The sequence below is a fragment of the uncultured Gordonia sp. genome (assembly GCF_937858515.1).
Taxonomy (GTDB): Bacteria; Actinomycetota; Actinomycetes; order Mycobacteriales; family Mycobacteriaceae; genus Gordonia.
This window is the reverse complement of sequence record NZ_CALLZT010000084.1, coordinates 38184-53920: the sequence shown is the minus strand read 5'-3', so window position 1 is coordinate 53920 and position 15737 is coordinate 38184. Positions and strand designations below refer to the sequence as shown.

Annotated in this window: 16 protein-coding genes; 4 read left to right on the top strand and 12 right to left on the bottom strand. The window is 66.3% G+C overall.

Annotated features, from left to right (window positions below; all coding sequences use genetic code 11):
* The 3 genes from Q0627_RS07640 to Q0627_RS07630 all read right to left on the bottom strand — a co-directional run.
* Positions 1-1330 (bottom strand): acyl-CoA dehydrogenase family protein (locus tag Q0627_RS07640; RefSeq protein ID WP_298808825.1); only part of this gene is annotated, 1330 nt, incomplete at its 3' end.
* A 260-nt stretch (positions 1331-1590) separates the two neighbouring features.
* Entirely contained in the window at positions 1591-2361 is a 771-nt protein-coding gene (locus Q0627_RS07635; RefSeq protein ID WP_291017751.1) for a deoxyribonuclease IV, read from the bottom strand.
* Between the two features lie 30 nt (positions 2362-2391).
* Positions 2392-2598, bottom strand: coding sequence for a hypothetical protein (locus Q0627_RS07630; RefSeq protein WP_005193468.1), 207 nt, complete (start codon positions 2596-2598; stop codon positions 2392-2394).
* A gap of 264 nt (positions 2599-2862) precedes the next feature.
* On the opposite strand from Q0627_RS07630, the gene Q0627_RS07625 reads away from it, so the two are divergent.
* From Q0627_RS07625 to Q0627_RS07615, 3 genes are all read left to right on the top strand, one after another.
* On the top strand, positions 2863-4020 hold the full coding sequence (locus Q0627_RS07625; protein ID WP_298808819.1) for a phosphatase PAP2 family protein: 1158 nt from the start codon (positions 2863-2865) through the stop codon (positions 4018-4020).
* 86 nt (positions 4021-4106) lie between these two features.
* Positions 4107-5135, top strand: a complete 1029-nt coding sequence (locus Q0627_RS07620) for an ABC transporter permease (protein ID WP_298808818.1) — start codon at positions 4107-4109, stop codon at positions 5133-5135.
* Positions 5136-5144: 9 nt separating this feature from the next.
* Positions 5145-5711, top strand: a complete 567-nt coding sequence (locus tag Q0627_RS07615) for an HdeD family acid-resistance protein (RefSeq protein ID WP_298808816.1) — start codon at positions 5145-5147, stop codon at positions 5709-5711.
* A gap of 59 nt (positions 5712-5770) precedes the next feature.
* Here Q0627_RS07615 and Q0627_RS07610 read toward each other — a convergent pair whose 3' ends face one another.
* The 9 genes from Q0627_RS07610 to Q0627_RS07570 form a co-directional block, all read right to left on the bottom strand.
* Positions 5771-6670, bottom strand: a complete 900-nt coding sequence (locus Q0627_RS07610) for an acyl-CoA thioesterase domain-containing protein (RefSeq protein ID WP_298808813.1) — start codon at positions 6668-6670, stop codon at positions 5771-5773.
* Between the two features lie 87 nt (positions 6671-6757).
* Positions 6758-7135 (bottom strand): PIN domain-containing protein, encoded by a 378-nt coding sequence (locus Q0627_RS07605; protein WP_298808811.1) that lies wholly within the window; start codon positions 7133-7135, stop codon positions 6758-6760.
* The gene (locus Q0627_RS07600) at positions 7132-7383 is read right to left on the bottom strand and encodes a hypothetical protein (RefSeq protein WP_291018456.1); all 252 of its coding nucleotides are present in this window, start codon (positions 7381-7383) and stop codon (positions 7132-7134) included. The genes Q0627_RS07605 and Q0627_RS07600 overlap by 4 nt, the downstream gene beginning before the upstream one ends.
* A gap of 61 nt (positions 7384-7444) precedes the next feature.
* Positions 7445-8023 carry a hypothetical protein gene (locus Q0627_RS07595; RefSeq protein ID WP_298808809.1) on the bottom strand — a complete coding sequence of 193 codons (579 nt, stop codon included), beginning with the start codon at positions 8021-8023 and terminating at the stop codon, positions 7445-7447.
* A 70-nt stretch (positions 8024-8093) separates the two neighbouring features.
* The gene (locus Q0627_RS07590; RefSeq protein ID WP_298808808.1) at positions 8094-8906 is read right to left on the bottom strand and encodes an IclR family transcriptional regulator; all 813 of its coding nucleotides are present in this window, start codon (positions 8904-8906) and stop codon (positions 8094-8096) included.
* Entirely contained in the window at positions 8906-9517 is a 612-nt protein-coding gene (locus tag Q0627_RS07585; RefSeq protein WP_298808805.1) for a sarcosine oxidase subunit gamma, read from the bottom strand. The genes Q0627_RS07590 and Q0627_RS07585 overlap by 1 nt, the downstream gene beginning before the upstream one ends.
* Positions 9510-12596, bottom strand: coding sequence for an FAD-dependent oxidoreductase (locus Q0627_RS07580; protein WP_298808803.1), 3087 nt, complete (start codon positions 12594-12596; stop codon positions 9510-9512). Before Q0627_RS07580 ends, Q0627_RS07585 begins: the two co-directional genes overlap by 8 nt.
* Complete coding sequence (locus Q0627_RS07575) at positions 12593-12859, bottom strand: sarcosine oxidase subunit delta (protein ID WP_291018673.1); 267 nt, start codon at positions 12857-12859, stop codon at positions 12593-12595. The genes Q0627_RS07580 and Q0627_RS07575 overlap by 4 nt, the downstream gene beginning before the upstream one ends.
* Positions 12860-12890: 31 nt before the next feature.
* Positions 12891-14117 carry a sarcosine oxidase subunit beta family protein gene (locus Q0627_RS07570; protein ID WP_291018670.1) on the bottom strand — a complete coding sequence of 409 codons (1227 nt, stop codon included), beginning with the start codon at positions 14115-14117 and terminating at the stop codon, positions 12891-12893.
* A gap of 213 nt (positions 14118-14330) precedes the next feature.
* Here Q0627_RS07570 and Q0627_RS07565 point away from each other — a divergent pair, with 213 nt between their 5' ends.
* On the top strand, positions 14331-15725 hold the full coding sequence (locus Q0627_RS07565) for an L-serine ammonia-lyase (RefSeq protein WP_298808797.1): 1395 nt from the start codon (positions 14331-14333) through the stop codon (positions 15723-15725).
* Positions 15726-15737: the final 12 nt, after the last annotated feature.

Here is a 15737-nt window from a genome sequence, read left to right as displayed (position 1 = left end):
AGTCGATCTTGGCGTCGCGGATGTACTGCTCGATCGGGTAGTCCTGCAGGAAGCCGGAGCCGCCGAAGGTCTGCAGCGATTCGTGGCTCAGCGCGGCGTACGCACGCTCGGAGCCGACACCCTTGACGATCGGGAGCAGCAGGTCGTTGACGCGGTGCGCAAGGTCGGCGTCGGCGCCGGAGACGATCTTGGCGGCTGCGGCGTCCTGGTGCGAGGCGGTGTACAGGTAGACCGCGCGCAGGCCCTCGGCGTATGCCTTCTGGGTCATCAGCGAACGACGCACGTCGGGGTGGTGGGTGATGGTGACGCGCGGGGCGGCCTTGTCGGTCATCTGGGTGAGGTCGGCACCCTGGACGCGCTGCTTGGCGTAGTCGAGGGCGTTGAGGTAACCGGTCGACAGGGTGGAGATGGCCTTGGTGCCCACCATCATGCGGGCATGCTCGATGACCTCGAACATCTGCGCGATGCCCTTGTGGACCTCGCCGACGAGCCAGCCCTTGGCGGGGACGCCGTGCTGACCGAAGGTGACCTCACAGGTGGCCGACGCCTTGATTCCCATCTTGTGTTCGACGTTGGTGACGAAGACGCCGTTGCGTTCGCCCAGTTCGCCGGTCTCGTGGTCGAAGTGGAACTTGGGGACGAAGAACAGCGACAGTCCCTTGGTGCCGGGGCCGGCGCCCTCGGGACGGGCGAGCACCAGGTGGAAGATGTTCTCGGTCATGTCCTGGTCACCGGAGGTGATGAAGCGCTTCACGCCGTCGATGTGCCAGGTGCCGTCGGGCTGCTCGACGGCCTTGGTGCGGCCGGCGCCGACGTCGGAACCGGCGTCGGGCTCGGTGAGGACCATGGTGGCGCCCCAGCCGCGCTGGGCGCAGATGGCGGCCCACTTCTTCTGCTCGTCGGTGGCCTGATTGAAGAAGATGTCGGCAAAGCCGGAACCGGCTGCGTACATGTAGAGCGGCGGGTTGGCGCCGAGGATCATTTCACCGAGGGCCCAGAACAGGGTGCGCGGGGCGGGCAGGCCGTCGAGTTCTTCGTGCAGTCCGATCTTGTCCCAGCCTGCTTCGATGTAGGCGGCGTAGGACTTCTTGAAGCTTTCGGGGACGGTCACCGAATGGGTCTCGGGGTCGAACACCGGCGGGTTGCGGTCGGCATCGGCGAACGATTCGGCGATGGGACCTTCGGCCAGGGTGCGGACCTCGCGCAGCATGTCGATGGCGGTCTCTTTGTCGAGGTCGCCGAAATCGCCTTCTTCGAGGACCTGCTCCAGGTTGAAGAGTTCGAAGAGGTTGAACTGGAGATCACGCAGGTTGCTCTTGTAGTGACCCATTGTCTGGTTCCTATCTGGGGTGTTGCTTTCTTTGCGGGGCAGAAGCGAGGGGTGGTCTCTTGCCCGGGGCGCTCGGGCAACCGTAAGTTACTCGCCAGTAACTTCAGTTTACTACCGATTTGCATATGCAACAAGTGGCATGTTTGTGATCGCGCCGACTCTGCGAAGAATATATTCGGCGCGGTAAGAACCGCCCTCCACGGCGTAGCTGCCGATCTACGGCGGCGGCCGGTCCGTGGAGGGCGGATCTTGTCCGGTGATCAGAGGTGTTCGCGCAGGTAGGTGAGGTCTTCGGGGATTCCCTCGGTGGGGGTCTCCAGAATGATCGGGGCTCCGGCTGTGCGGGCCACCTCCGCGAGGACGGCCGCGTCGATGTGGCCGGATTCCAGGTTGGCGTGCCGGTCGCGGCCCGAGTCGAACTCGTCGCGGGAGTTGTTCAGATGCACCAGGTCGATGCGGCCGGTGATCGCCTTGACCCGTTCGACCAGGCCCACCAGATCCTCACCGCCGGCCCAGGCGTGGCAGGTGTCGAGGCAGAATCCGGCCTGCTCGAAGTCGCCCACCTCGCTCCAGAGCCGGTCGATGGATTCGAGGGTGCGGGCCATCGCGTGATCGCCGCCGGCGGTGTTCTCGATGAGGATCGGCACCCCGAACCCGCCCTTGTCCACCTGCCGGTCGAACAGCTTGTGCCAATTGGCGAAGCCCTCGGCCGAGTCCTCACCGTCGCGCAGGTGACCACCGTGCACGACCAGCCCGAACGCGCCCAACTCCGCGGCAGCCGCGGCCTGCTGCTCGACGGCCTTACGGGAGGGCATCCGTAGCCGGTTGTTGAGGCTCGCGACGTTGATCGAGTAGCTCGAATGCACCACGACGTCGATCGGAGACTCCCGGAATTCCTGCGCCCGCGGGTTGGGGGCGGGCTTTTTCCAGCTCTGCGGGTCGGTGACGAACATCTGGAAGACGTCGATGCCGAGGTCGGCCGCCGTGGCAAGTGGGTCGGTGTCTTCGCGAAGGTGGGCTCCGATGCGCATACCGCAACGATAGTGCGCCGCGGTCGGGCGTCAGTCGAGCAGTTCTTCGATGGTGATCGGCACCCCCGGTGCGATCAGGATGCGGCAGGGGGCCTCGGTGCCGGGGTACAGGTTGAACCACTCGTGGCTGCGGCCGGGACCGTCGTAGACGGCCGCCAGCGAACGATGAAGCCGGGCTTCGGCCTCCTTGCTGATGATGTAGCGCTGGTCGCCGTAGCGCAGATACCTGTTGGACACGGGGAGCTCCGTTCTCGTCGATCGGTGTGCCGGACGGGCCGACAACGGGGCCGTTACGGTGTGATCTAACACACAATCGTACGTGGCGGCTGCCGGAAGTTCAGGCCCGGCCGCCACGAAAAATGCTGCGAATCGTCGCGTTCCGGACGCCCATCTCCATACCCGGACGTCTTGGCGCGCACTATCGGCCGATCATGAATGCGTGGGGCCAACTAGGGTGACGGGAGCCGTCGTATCCGTGAACAGACCTGTGGAGCAGCCCCGTTGAGCATCGATGAGTCGGAAGCACCAGCCCCGCACCGGGGTGTGGAACCGCTGCTGACCGACCTGGGCAAGGCCGCCGAACTTGACCCGGACATGGCCACCCGCCGCGATCTGACCTGGGTGCGCCGGGTGGCCATCGGTCTGTGGGCGATCGGCATATTCGCCGAGTTTTGGGTGCACGGCCTGGCCTTCGACCGCACCCGGCTCATCTTGCTGATGTGCTTCGGGATGTTCGCGGCGTGCATCGGCCGGCGCCGGGCCATCACCGTGGTCGTCGACTGGCTGCCGTTCGTGCTGATTCTGCTGCTCTACGACTGGACCCGCAACGTCGCTCAGCTCATCGACATGCCGACGCAGTGGCATCTCGCGCCCGACATCGACAAGTGGATGTTCGGGGTCAATCCGACGGTGTGGCTGCAGAGTCACCTCAAACATGCCGAACCCACCTGGTGGGAGGTCGTCACCAGCGTCGTCTACATCTCGTACTTCATCGTCCCGTACGCGATGGCGGCGATCCTGTGGGTGCGTGACCGTGCGGTGTGGCGACGCTACGCCGCGTGTTTCCTGGCGACGACGTTCCTCGCGCTGGTCGGTTACACGCTGCTACCTGCCGCCCCGCCGTGGGCCGCTGCCCGGTGCACCGCCGAACAGGTCGTCGATCATCCCCGTGATCCGCCGTGCATGCATTCGATGAACCCCGAACCCGGCGGCGGGCTGCTGGGCAAGGTCGAACCCCGCCACGACGGTGCTGCGCCCTATGTCGAACGCATCTCGTGGCGCGGCTGGAGCGTGCTCAATATCCACAACGCGTCGCAGTTGTTCACGATGGCGCAGGGCAAGTCGAATCTGGTCGCGGCGATTCCGTCGCTGCACGCGGGCTTGACGATGCTGCTGGCGCTGTTCATGTGGCCGCGGGTCAAGGCGCTCGGCAAGACGCTGTTCATGGCCTATCCGCTGGCGATGGCATTCGCGCTGGTGTTCACCGCCGAGCATTACGTCATCGACATCCTGCTCGGCTGGGCACTGGCGGCGAGTGTGATCGCGGTGTGTCGGTGGGTGGATCGGCGCTGGTTGATACCCCGGCAGGAGGGCTTATGCACCGCAGCCGAGCGCGCCGACGTTGAGATCACGAATCAGAAACAAGAACTGGACATCTGAAAGTTGGCTCGCCGGGGATCGCCGGGTACGCGTTAGCGTGAGACGTTGTCGGCAACAGCCCCGGCGACCTGACTGAGAGGTGAGTGATGGCCACCGAGACCGCAGACCCCGAATCGTCAGAATCGTCCGGTCCTCTGGCCGACAAGAGCCCGTGGCTCAAGATCGGCATCGTGGTCGGCGGCCTCGCGGTTGCCGTCTCCCTGATGGTGCTCGCCTTCCTTGCACCGTCGATCAACTCGGGTGCCGACGATCTGCCCGTCGGTATCAGCGGCCCCGCGCAGGCGACCGCGCAGCTTCAGCAGAAGTTCGAGGCCGCCCAGCCAGGTGCGTTCGACTTCAGGAACTACGACGACGCGGCCGCGGTCGCCGAGGCCGCCCACGACCGGGACGTGGTGGGCGGCATCAGCATCGAGGCGGACGGTTCGGTGACGATCACCGTCGCCGGCGGTGCAGGCACGCCGTACTCGGCGTTGCTCAAGAACATCGGCGCGGGCCTGGAGACCGCCGGTAAGAAGGTCACCTACACCGACATCGCGCCGCTGACCGCCGACGACCCCAACGGTTCGGGCCTCAGCGCGCTCGGCATGCCACTGGCCTTCGGTGGCATGATCTCGGCGGTCCTGCTGTCGACGCTGCTCAAGAACCTGCCCCTGTACAAGATTGCCGGCTCCATCGCCGGATCGACCGTCGTCGGTTTCGTGGTCGTCGCAATCCTGCAGTTCGGCTTCGGGTCCGTCGACGGCAACTACTTCCTGACCTCGTTGTCGCTGGCACTCGGCGTGGCCGCAATCTCGCTGTTCGTTCTCGGCATGGAGTCACTGCTCGGCTACGCGGGCTTTGGTGTCGGCGGTCTGTTGATGATGTTCATCGCGAACCCGTTGTCGGGTATGGCGACCGGTTGGCAGTGGCTGCCGTCGCCGTGGGGTTTCATCGGGCAGTTGCTGCCGATCGGCTCGACCGGGACGCTCGTCCGGTCGGTCGCCTTCTTCGACGGTCATGGCATCGGTATGCCACTGACGGTCCTGTTCATCTGGGTGATCGTCGGCGTGGCACTGACCATCGGCGGTGCAGCCAAGAAGCAGCGTGCCGCCGCCGCGTCCGCGGCGAACGCGTAAGGTGCGCTCATGACTTACTCAGATCTGGAGAACAGGCTTCCCGACGAGGCGCTCATCGCCGTTCGCAACACCATCGTCCTCACCTCGATCGTCGGCATCGTGGCCGGCATCGTCGCGCTGGTGTGGCCGCACGCGACAATGCTGGTGATCGCGGTGCTGTTCGCGATCTCCCTGTTCTGCATCGGCGCGTTCCGCCTCTACCTCGCCTTCGCGGGCAAGGATCTGTCGGGTGCGTGGCGGGTGGTGCACGGAGTTCTCGGTTTCATCATCCTGATCGCCGGCATCATCGCGCTCGTCCGGCCCGGACAGTCCCTGGCCATGCTCGCCGTGTTCATCGGTGTGGGCTGGATCTTCTCCGGACTCGGCGAGATCTTCTCGGCCAGCGACAATCCGTACGCACCCAAGTGGCTGCTGATCGTCTCCGGCATCGTGTCGGTGATCGCCGGCATCGTGATGATCGCCTTCTCCTGGGTCGCCCTGGCCACCCTGGTCTGGGTGTCGGCGATCATGCTGATCGCCATGAGCATCGCCAACCTGTTCACGCTGCCCAAGCGGGCACCGGCTGCCGCGGTCTGATCGGGTCCGCCCGGATACCCGACCGCGGTGAGTATCCGGGCAACTGGCCGTCGGCGGGCTCAGCTTTCGGCGTAGTGGCCGGTCATATCGACCTTCGCGAAGTCGATCTGGGCGGCGACGTTGTTGACGGCTGTGACCAGTCCGGTGCCGAACCGTCCGTCGGCGTCGTAGAGGCCCGTCGACGAGGTGGAGATGCCGTCGTGTTCGGTGTGCGATTCGGCACGCACGTGGATGCGGCCGTCGCCGGGCAGCCGGCTCAGCGCGACGGTGAGGTCGCAGTTGATGAACGCGATGCCCTCGGTACCCCAGTTGCCCATCAGGCTCGTCGCCTCCGACGCCATGACGGTGCGCTGGAACGGGCTGGGCGGTTCACCTTCGACGACCTGCGCCGATCGGCTCCACACGGCCTTCTGTCCGTCGGTCTGGTTGGTGCCCATGTCGTTGGACCAGGTGCCGCCGGAATAGAACCACGGCGCGAGGGCCGGATCCCACGGGCCCTCCCCGTTGAACTCGTTCGATGCGGCGTCCTGCTGCTGCGGGGTGGGGGTGTCGGCGGCGACGATGTCGTCGGCCGGGTTGCGCCAGCGTTTGCCGGGCGGGTTGGCCGACTCGCGCAGGAACACCGTCGTGCTGCGGGCGACCACGACCTCCTCGGTGCTCGCGCCCGACGGCTTATCCTGCACCACGTCGACCTCGATGACCCTGATCCGCCCACCGTCGCGCAGCACCCGGCCGACGGTGCGGGTGGGCAGCGCGCGGGCCATCTTGAACAGGTCGACGGTGAATCGAACCGGCCGGAATCCGGTTTCGCCGTAGCCGGTTTCGGCGGCACGAGCGGCGATACCGCAGACCGCGGGGCCGGTGAGGGAGTCGGCGGCCCACAGGCTGCGCGCCAGCGGAAGCGGCAGGAACCGTCCGGAATCCTCGGTGAAGAACGCGAGCACAGGTCCGTCGGTCATCAACACTCCTCAAATCGGTCCTCCTTCGCACACTATGCAAGGGACCGGAGCACTATTGCACGGGGGTGCGTTGCGGTCGGTGTCGCTTCACACCGTGATGAGGTCGATTGAGGGATCGAGCGCGCGCAGATCGTCCGGGTCGCTCGTCACGATTGTCTGGCGGGCTCGCCGCCCACAAACGATGACGTGTGCATCTGCGATGTCGGACGTGCCGCTCGCGGCCAACAACCGTCCTACGTTCGTTGCGTCGACCTTGTCGAGCGGTACCACGTTCGTGCGCGGTTGACGCACCAACCGGGCGAGTCGTGCCTGCCGGGCAGGGTCTCGGATCGCCTGCGCGAGGGCAGATCCAGGGATCGTAATGATTCCTCCACGCTCGGTTGCCAAGGCCAGCAAGGCGATGACCTGCCGCCGTCCGCGGTCGAGTTGGATCAGCGGGCCCGCGTCGAGCGTCACACCGTTCACGCGACGGAATCATCCACACCGAGAATGCGGTCGGCCCATTCCCGCTCTTCCGCGGTGAGCGGGCCACCGGTTTCTTCGAGTGCCTGTGCGAGCATCGCACCCCATCCGGCCACGTCGTCGAGCGAGACCGCGACGGCGTGCTGCACAAATCCGGACACGCTGTCGGCTTTGCCCTCTGCGACCAACTCGCGGATCGCCTGCACCGACTCGACAGGTAGGGTCACTGTCACCTTCTGCGAACTCGCCATACTGATCACCATACCGATGTGCGGAGTGGTGGCAAGGTTCCATCCACAGGCGGCGGAGTGCTCAGCCGATCTCGGTGGCCAGACCGTCGATGGTCAGAGTGACCCGGTCGTCGCCTGCGGCTTCGGCCAGCCAGGCCGTCAGGTCGGCCAGGGCCGCGGTCACGTCCGGTTCGTGCAGCAGCGGCCGGGGAGAGGTCGGCGTGTCCAGGCCGGCGCGCGTTCGGTAGGCGGCAGCCGCGCCCAGAAGTCGTCTTGCCTGCGCGGGGTCGGTGTCCCAGAGTGCGTCGGCGGTCATCAGGTACAGACCCGTCGCCGGCGGCAGTTGCCCGAGATGCACGAGCGCCCACGCCCAGTGCTTGGCGACGTCGACGGTCGACGCCTGCCCGCGGCCGTGCGTCCGGACGTACTTACTGTGCAGTTCGCGGCACGCTTGGTCGCTGTCGGACCACAGCGCCAGCTGCGACATGCACCGCACGCAATCGTGCAGGTTGGACAGGTAGGTGACCGAGTAGGGGCCTTCGCGGCGGGATCGGATCTCCCGCAGCACCGAATACTCGGCGAGTGCGTGTGTCCATTCGCCGGCGGACAGGTACTGGGCCGCCTCTGCCTCGATCTTCGCGAGAACACCGGTGTCAGTCATGTAGGTATTGTGACGGCAATCACAGAATTGCGCCACGGATCGAATGGCCTGGGTCGGCGGAGCGGTCGGGTCAGGTGCCGGTGTGGCCGAACTTCGCGCTCAGTTCGGCCACCGACGCGGCCAGGCCGGCGGCGATCGTGGGGGCGTCGGCGGGATCGATCCGGTAGCGAGGTCCGGTGATGGTCAGCGCGGCGATGATGCCGTCGGTGTGGTCGCGCACGGGGACCGCGACGGCCACCATTCCCACCTCGAGTTCCTCGTCGGCGACCGCCCAGCCGCGTTCGGCGACAACGCCGAGTTCGTCTATGAGTCGCGTGCGGTCGGTGACGGTGTTGTCGGTGTACGCCGCCGGCCGCGCCGGGAGGAGGTCGCGGAGCTGCGCGGTGGTGAGCGCGCTGAGCAGCACCTTGCCCGACGATGTGGCGTGTGCGGGGGTCGCCTGTCCGATCCAGGTGTGCATCGCGACGCTCGCGGTGCCCAGTGCTTCGACGACGTTGATGGCCTGCGTGCCGTCGAGCACCGCAAGGTTGGTGGTTTCGCCGGTGGCGGCGGCGACCCGGTTGCACACGTCCTGGCCGTACGTGGCGAGGTCGAGTTTGGCGGCGGTGGTTCCGGCCAGGCGCACCACTGTGAAACCGATCCGGTAGTCGCGCCCGCCCGGCACCTGTTCGACGAATCCGCGTGCTTCCAGCGATGCGACGAGCCGCGACACCGTCGACTTGTGGACGCCCAGTTGCCCCGCCAGGTCGCTGACGCCGGCCGACCCGGCCCGGCCGATGAGTTCGAGGATCTGCAGTGCCCGGTCGACGGATTGGACGGTGCTCCCGGTCTGCCGGTCACCTCCCGTGGTATCGGTCTTGTCCGTCTCTTTCGGGCTGGTCATCAGAGCATCCTTGCGGACATTCCGCTGCGCTGGGCGGTGGGGGACTCGGTTGTGGCGGTGTATTCGGTTGCGGCGTCGACGATCCACGCGGCGAGATAGTCGGCGAACGAGGAGCGTACGTACAAGGCGAAACCACTGTTCTCGCGGTGCACGATCACGCCGGCCTGAGCGAGGAAGGTCTGCACCGCGGCGGTGTCCCCGAATCGGCCCGGCGACAGGTCGATCGCGCATCCGTGCGCCAGAACCGTTGCGGCATAAGGTCCATCGAGGGTGATGCGGGTACGTTGGCCGGTGGTGTCGGCGAGATAGGTTCCGCCCGGCGCGGATTTGCCGGCGTCCACCGATGTCTGCAGGACGGGGAGCCAGTCGTGCGCAGCGATTCCCGGGCGGGTGAGCAGCCACTCGTCGGGTCCCAGCCAGATCGCGTCGGTGCCGTCGGCGGAGCTGATCGCGCACGCACCGGGCAGGGTGAGTGCGTCGATCACGCCGGGGTCGGTGGTGCGCACACTGATTGCCGCGACCGGTGTTTCGGAGACCAGCACGGCCGGTGCGAGCGCCGCGAAGCGCCACGCCCAGCTTGCCAGGGGCGTGATCATGGGTATCTCAGCCATCGGGGCGGGCTCCTTCGGGATCGACGTACACGGGGGGGGGGCCCTCGCCCTCGACGAGCCGATCGCCGACGGGCACGTCGAGCCGGGTGCCGATGCGTCCGGTGCCGCCGCCGACGAGGGCCAGTGCGAACGGCCGGCCGAGCTCGGCGCTGTCGTAGCTGGAGGTGACGTGCCCGAGCATCGGCACGGGGGCCGGCGGCACGACCCGATCGGGGTTGTGGTCGATCACCTGTGACCCCTCCGGCAACCGGGTGGTCGCGTCCACCGGCAGCAGTCCGACGAGTTGTTTGCGGTTCGGGTCCAGATTGGACTGCCTTGCATAGGAACGCTTTCCGATGAAGTCGGGTTTGCGTTTGGACACCGCCCAGCCCAGGCCGAGATCGTGCGGTGTGACGGTGCCGTCGGTGTCCTGCCCGATGATCGGATAGCCCTTCTCCGCTCGCAGGACGTGCATCGCCTCGGTGCCGTACGGAGTGATCCCGTACGACGTACCGGCCTTGACGAGGGCGTCCCACACAGCGCGTGCGTACCCGGCGGGAACGTTCACCTCGAACGCGAGTTCGCCGGAGAAGCTGACCCGTCCCACCCGCACCGGCACGCCGCGGAAGGTGGTGTCCCGCCAATCCATGAACGCGAACGCGTCATTGGCCACGTCGAGCTCGCCGAACACGGCACCGATCACCTCGCGGGAGCGAGGCCCGACCACCGGGAACGTGGCCATGTGATCGGTCAGCGAGGTGCTGAACACCCGCAGCTGCGGCCACTCGGTCTGCTGCCACTCCTGCATCCAGTCCAGGATCGACGCCGCGTTGCCGGTGGTCGTGTACACCCAATAGCGATCGTCTGCGAGCCGCATCACCGTGCCGTCGTCGATCACCATCCCGTCCGCGCCGCACATCACCCCGTAGCGGATCTTGCCGGGCTTCAGCGTGCTCATCAGGTTGGTGTAAAGCATGTCCATGAACGCGGGGGCATCCAGTCCGGCCACCTCGATCAGACCGAGCGTCGACCCGTCGAGAATGCCGACACCTGAACGGACCGCGGCACATTCGCGGAGGACCGCCGCGTCCATGTCCTCGCCGACGCGCGGATAGAAGCGGGGCCGTTTCCACTGGCCGACGTCCTCGAACACCGCCCCCGATTCGACATGCCAGTCGTGAATGGGGGTGCGCCGCACGGGATCGTAAAGATCACCCCGATCACGTCCGGCGAGCACAGCGAACGACACCGGTGTGTACGGCGGACGGAACGTGGTGGTGCCCGCGCCGGCGACCGGAACCCCGAGCAAGTCGGCGACGATGCCCGACGACACGATCCCCGAGGTCTTGCCCTGATCGTGGGCGGTGCCGATGGTGGTGTACCGCTTGACGTGCTCCACCGACCGCATGCCTGCGCCTATGGCGCGGGCGATGTCGGCGACCGTCGCATCACGCTGCAGATCAACGAATGAGGTTGTCGCAGTGGATGGGTCGCCGGGACTACGCCAGCAGATCGCCGTCGCCGCCGGGGTGCGTTCGGGTGTCTTCGGTACGCCCCGGAATTCGGGTAGCGGTATGCCCATCTTGCGCAGCGCCGCCAGCGCACCTCGGCGGCCGTCGGTGAGACAGCCGCTCTCGGTGAGCAAACCCGCTGCCGCGCCGACGATCTCGACGTTCATAAGTGAACCCACCGGAAGGAACGCCGCCGCAGTCTCGTCGAATGCAATCGTGCCCCGTAGCTGACTCCACAGGTGCGCCGCCGGATTCCATCCTCCACTCACCAGAATGGTGTCGCAATCGATCACGGTCCCGGTGTTCAGTCCCGGTGCACTGATCTCCGCCCCGATCACCTCATGTGCCTCTGGTCGCCGGACCCTTCGAGACCCTCGCTCCTTCGTCGCTTCGGCCTCAGGGATCAAGAAGGTCGCCGCGTATTCGTCTGTGGTTACCCATGATTCGTGTGGTTCGTTGGTTGTGGTGGTGTTTCTTGTTTTGTGTGGTTCGTTGGTTGTGGTGGTGTTTCTTGTTTTGTGTGGTTTGTCGGTCGTGGTGGTGCCTCTTGATCCCTGAGGAGCCGAGCCGTTAGGCGAGGCGTCACGAAGGGTCTGGTGAGTGGCGGCTCCCAACGCGCGAACCACATAGCCGCCCGGGTGGACGGGAATCCGCAGCTTACGAGCCTCGTCGAGCAGGTCCGACGCGACCTCGTCCCGGGTGTCGACGATGGCGGAAATCGTTGTGCCGGCACCGGAGAGCGCGAACGCGGCCTCATAGGCGGAGTCGCAGGCGGTGTAGACGACGGCAGTGGACCCGGGGCGCACCCCGTACCGGCAAACGTAGTCGGCGGCGGATCCGGCGAGCATCACCCCGGGAAGATCGTTGTCGGCGAACACGATCGGACGTTCATGCGCACCGGCCGCGATGATGATGTGCCGGGCCCGGATGCGGTGCAAACGCTGCCGCGAGACATGTGCGGGTGCTTGATCCCCGAGATGGTCGGTACGGTGCTCGACGGCCAGCACGAAACCGTCGTCGTAGCCACCGAACGCGGTGGTGCGGACCAGTCTGGTGGTGCGTTCGAATGCGTCGAACTCGGCGACGGCAGCGGCAACCCACGAGGCACCCGGTGTCGACCCACCCGGTTCGTTGCGTTCGTCGACGAGCAGGACGGACACCCCGGCGCGGGCGCAGATCAACGCCGCCATGAGGCCGGCCGCACCGGCCCCGACGACCAGCACGTCGGGGTGGTGGTGGAGCCTGTCGTAACGTGCGGTGTCGGGTTCGGTACTGAGCCTTCCCCAACCCGGAACCCCGTGCGCCACAAGACCAGGACACAGTTCGACGGTGGTCGCCGGTACCATCGGCTCGATGAAGGGTGCGTCGATACCGACCTGGGCGGTGGCATCCTCGGCCCATGATCCGCTGATACCGCGTGGGCGGCCTAGATTGACGCTGGTCGTGACCGTGCGCACCCCGCTGGCCAGCAGCGCCGAGGCGAGAGTGTCCCCGGCGTATCCGGTGTAGGTCACACCGTCGAAGACGAAGTCGACGGGCCGATCGCGATCGACCCGGCCTCCCGCTGCAATGCGGTTGGACTGGCTCATGATTCATCATCCTTGGCTGCCGAGGCACGGAATGTGTAGGTCACGGTATCGCGTTCGGCGGTGAACCACTGCCGACAGCCGGCGACGTGGCACCAGCGTTCGGCCAGAACACCTTTCGGGTTGGGTCGGAAGAACAGGTATCGGCCCCACTCGGTGTCGTCGAGTCCGGCCGGGTTCTCCGGGTAGTCGATACCGGCCGCGGCGCCGTAGTGGAACTCGGTTTCCTCGCGGGGCCCGCAGTGAGGGCATGGAATCAGTTGCATCGCAATATCTCTCAGGTCAGTGAGCTGTAGGTCAGTGAGCTACGGCGGCCGCGCCGTGTTCGTCGATGAGCGCACCGGTGTAGAAGCGTTCCAGCGTGAACGGGGCGTTGATCTCGTGCGGCATACCGGTTGCGACGGTATGCGCCAGACACCAGCCCACCCCCGGTGTCGCCTTGAATCCGCCTGTGCCCCAGCCACAGTTGAGGTAGACATTGTCGTACGGGGTGGTACCGACGATCGGAGAGGCGTCGGGCGTGACGTCGACGATGCCGCCCCACGTGCGCAGCAACCGGGCGCGCGCGAACACCGGGAACAGTTCGACGGCCGCCGCCATCTGCCTTTCGATGATGTGGAACGCGCCCCGCTGCCCGTACCCGTTGTACGAGTCCACGCCCGCACCCATCACCAGTTCACCCTTGTGCGCCTGGGAGACGTACACGTGCACCGCATTCGACATGACCACCGTCGGGTGGATCGGCTCAAGCAACTCCGAGACGAGCGCCTGCAGCGGATGGGACTGCACCGGCACCGGAACCCCGAGCCGGTCGGTGAGCGTGGAGGTGTGTCCGGCCGCGCACAACGCCACCCGGCCCGCTCCGATGCGTCCGCGGGAGGTTTCGACCGCCGTGACCCGGCCGCCGTCGGTGGCAAAGCCGGTGACTTCGCAGTTCTGGATTATGTCGATGCCGGCGTTGACCGCGCTGCGGGCGAAACCCCATGCCACATAGTCATGTTTGGCGATGCCGCCACGTGGCTGAAAGGTGGCGCCGAGCACCGGATAACGGATGTTCGGGGACACGTTGACGATGGGACAGACGTCGGCCACCTGCTGGGGGTCGAGCCATTCGGCGTCGATTCCGTTGAGCCGGTTGGCTTCCACGCGGCGGATGCTGTCACGCACGTCCTGTTCGGTGTGTGCGAGGTTGAGCACGCCGCGCTGGCTGAACAGGATCTGATAGCCGAGTTCGTCCTCGAGGCCCTCCCATAGCTTCAGCGAGTGTTCGTAGATGCGAGCGCTCTCGTCCCACAGGTAGTTGGAGCGGATCAGGGTGGTGTTGCGCGCCATGTTGCCGCCACCGAGCCAACCGCGTTCGAGCACAGCCACGTTGGTGATCCCGTGATTGCGGGCCAGGTAGTGCGCGGTGGCCAGGCCGTGTCCACCACCGCCGACGATCACCACGTCGTAGTTCGGCCGGGGATCGGGGTTGTGCCACAAGAAGTCCGGATGCTGTGGCAGATCTGCTCCGGGGGCTGTCATCTGGGCTGTCCTTGCATGTCGGTTGGTGTGTGAGATCAGAAGTCGATCACGAAGAGGTGAGTGTTCGGACCTAACAGTTGTTGCGACCAGCGCAACTAAGCGCGTGTCATGCAACAATGGTGTAGCCTGTCCGTTGCGTTGTCAATCGGACTCCAGAACTTGCAGCCATCGGGGAGAAGAATCCGCAGTACACTATCCATCGAGGTCAAAGCCATGACTGTCAGTGTTTTCGAGCTTTTCAGCATCGGTATCGGACCGTCGAGTTCCCATACCGTCGGACCGATGCGCGCCGCACAGCGCTTCGTCGCCGACCTCGCCGACCGCGGTCTGCTCGTCGAGCCGATCCGGGTGGAGGCCGAACTGTTCGGCTCCCTCGCCGCCACCGGCGCCGGTCACGGCACCCTCGACGCCGTCCTCCTCGGGCTGGAGGGACTACGGCCGGAGACGATCTCCACCGACACCAAACAGCAGCGGCTCGCCTGGATGGCGGTGCACCGCCGGATCCGGATCGGCGGCCTGATCGAGATCCCGTTCACCACCGACGACATCGTCTGCCGGGCGAATACGTACCTGCCCGAGCATCCGAATGCGATGACATTGCGTGCCTTTGGAATTGACCCTGCACCCAGTGCGGAGGAAACCTATCTCTCGGTGGGCGGTGGTTTCGTCGTCACGGCATCGGAGTGGGCCGCCGCGTCGTCGCGTGGACCCGCCGCCGACACTGTCCCATGTCCCTATTCGGATGCCCGGGAACTGCTTGAGCTGTGTGCATCGTCGGGGTGCTCGATTGCCGACATCACCCTCGCGAACGAGGCGGTGCACCGCTCGCGCGACGACGTCGCCAAGTATCTGCTGGAGATCGCCGACGTGATGCACGAATGTGCGCGTCGCGGTATGAGAACCGATGGTGTCCTGCCGGGCGGTCTGAACGTCAAGCGCCGGGCGAAGGCGTGGTGGCAGCGGCTGGTGTACGAGGACCCCGACCGGGCGCCGGAGTTCGCCGAGGACTGGGTGAACCTGGTGGCGCTGGCCGTCAACGAGGAGAACGCCGCAGGTGGGCGGGTGGTCACCGCTCCCACCAACGGCGCCGCCGGCATCGTGCCCGCCGTGCTGTACTACGCGCGTCGCTACACGTCCGCGGGACGCGCCGACCACGACGATGTGACCGTGCGGTTCCTGCTCACCGCGGGTGCCGTCGGCGCGCTGATCAAGGAGCACGCGTCGATCTCGGGTGCCGACGTCGGCTGCCAGGGCGAGGTGGGGTCGGCTGCCGCGATGGCCGCCGCGGGATTGGCCGAGGTCCTCGGCGGCTCACCGGCACAGGTCGAGAATGCCGCCGAGATCGCGATGGAACACAGCCTCGGTCTCACCTGTGACCCGATCGGCGGACTGGTCCAGATTCCGTGCATCGAACGCAATGCGATCTCGGCGGGTAGGGCCATCAATGCCGCCCGCATGGCGTTGCGCGGCGACGGCACCCATCGGGTCAGTCTCGACCAGGTGATCGCGACCATGCGGGATACCGGCCGCGACATGCACAGTAAGTACAAGGAGACCGCAACGGGCGGACTTGCCGTGCACGTGCCGCTCAATATCGTCGAATGCTGACTATCGACAGGT

Bases quoted from the DNA above. Each gene is read 5' to 3' on its own strand.
- Q0627_RS07635 (WP_291017751.1), bottom strand. From the start codon at position 2,361: ATGCGCATCGGAGCCCACCTTCGCGAAGACACCGACCCACTTGCCACG.
- Q0627_RS07620 (WP_298808818.1), top strand. From the start codon at position 4,107: ATGGCCACCGAGACCGCAGACCCCGAATCGTCAGAATCGTCCGGTCCT.
- Q0627_RS07615 (WP_298808816.1), top strand. From the start codon at position 5,145: ATGACTTACTCAGATCTGGAGAACAGGCTTCCCGACGAGGCGCTCATC.
- Q0627_RS07610 (WP_298808813.1), bottom strand. From the start codon at position 6,670: ATGACCGACGGACCTGTGCTCGCGTTCTTCACCGAGGATTCCGGACGG.
- Q0627_RS07600 (WP_291018456.1), bottom strand. From the start codon at position 7,383: ATGGCGAGTTCGCAGAAGGTGACAGTGACCCTACCTGTCGAGTCGGTG.
- Q0627_RS07595 (WP_298808809.1), bottom strand. From the start codon at position 8,023: ATGACTGACACCGGTGTTCTCGCGAAGATCGAGGCAGAGGCGGCCCAG.
- Q0627_RS07590 (WP_298808808.1), bottom strand. From the start codon at position 8,906: ATGACCAGCCCGAAAGAGACGGACAAGACCGATACCACGGGAGGTGAC.
- Q0627_RS07585 (WP_298808805.1), bottom strand. From the start codon at position 9,517: ATGGCTGAGATACCCATGATCACGCCCCTGGCAAGCTGGGCGTGGCGC.
- Q0627_RS07580 (WP_298808803.1), bottom strand. From the start codon at position 12,596: ATGAGCCAGTCCAACCGCATTGCAGCGGGAGGCCGGGTCGATCGCGAT.
- Q0627_RS07575 (WP_291018673.1), bottom strand. From the start codon at position 12,859: ATGCAACTGATTCCATGCCCTCACTGCGGGCCCCGCGAGGAAACCGAG.
- Q0627_RS07570 (WP_291018670.1), bottom strand. From the start codon at position 14,117: ATGACAGCCCCCGGAGCAGATCTGCCACAGCATCCGGACTTCTTGTGG.
- Q0627_RS07565 (WP_298808797.1), top strand. From the start codon at position 14,331: ATGACTGTCAGTGTTTTCGAGCTTTTCAGCATCGGTATCGGACCGTCG.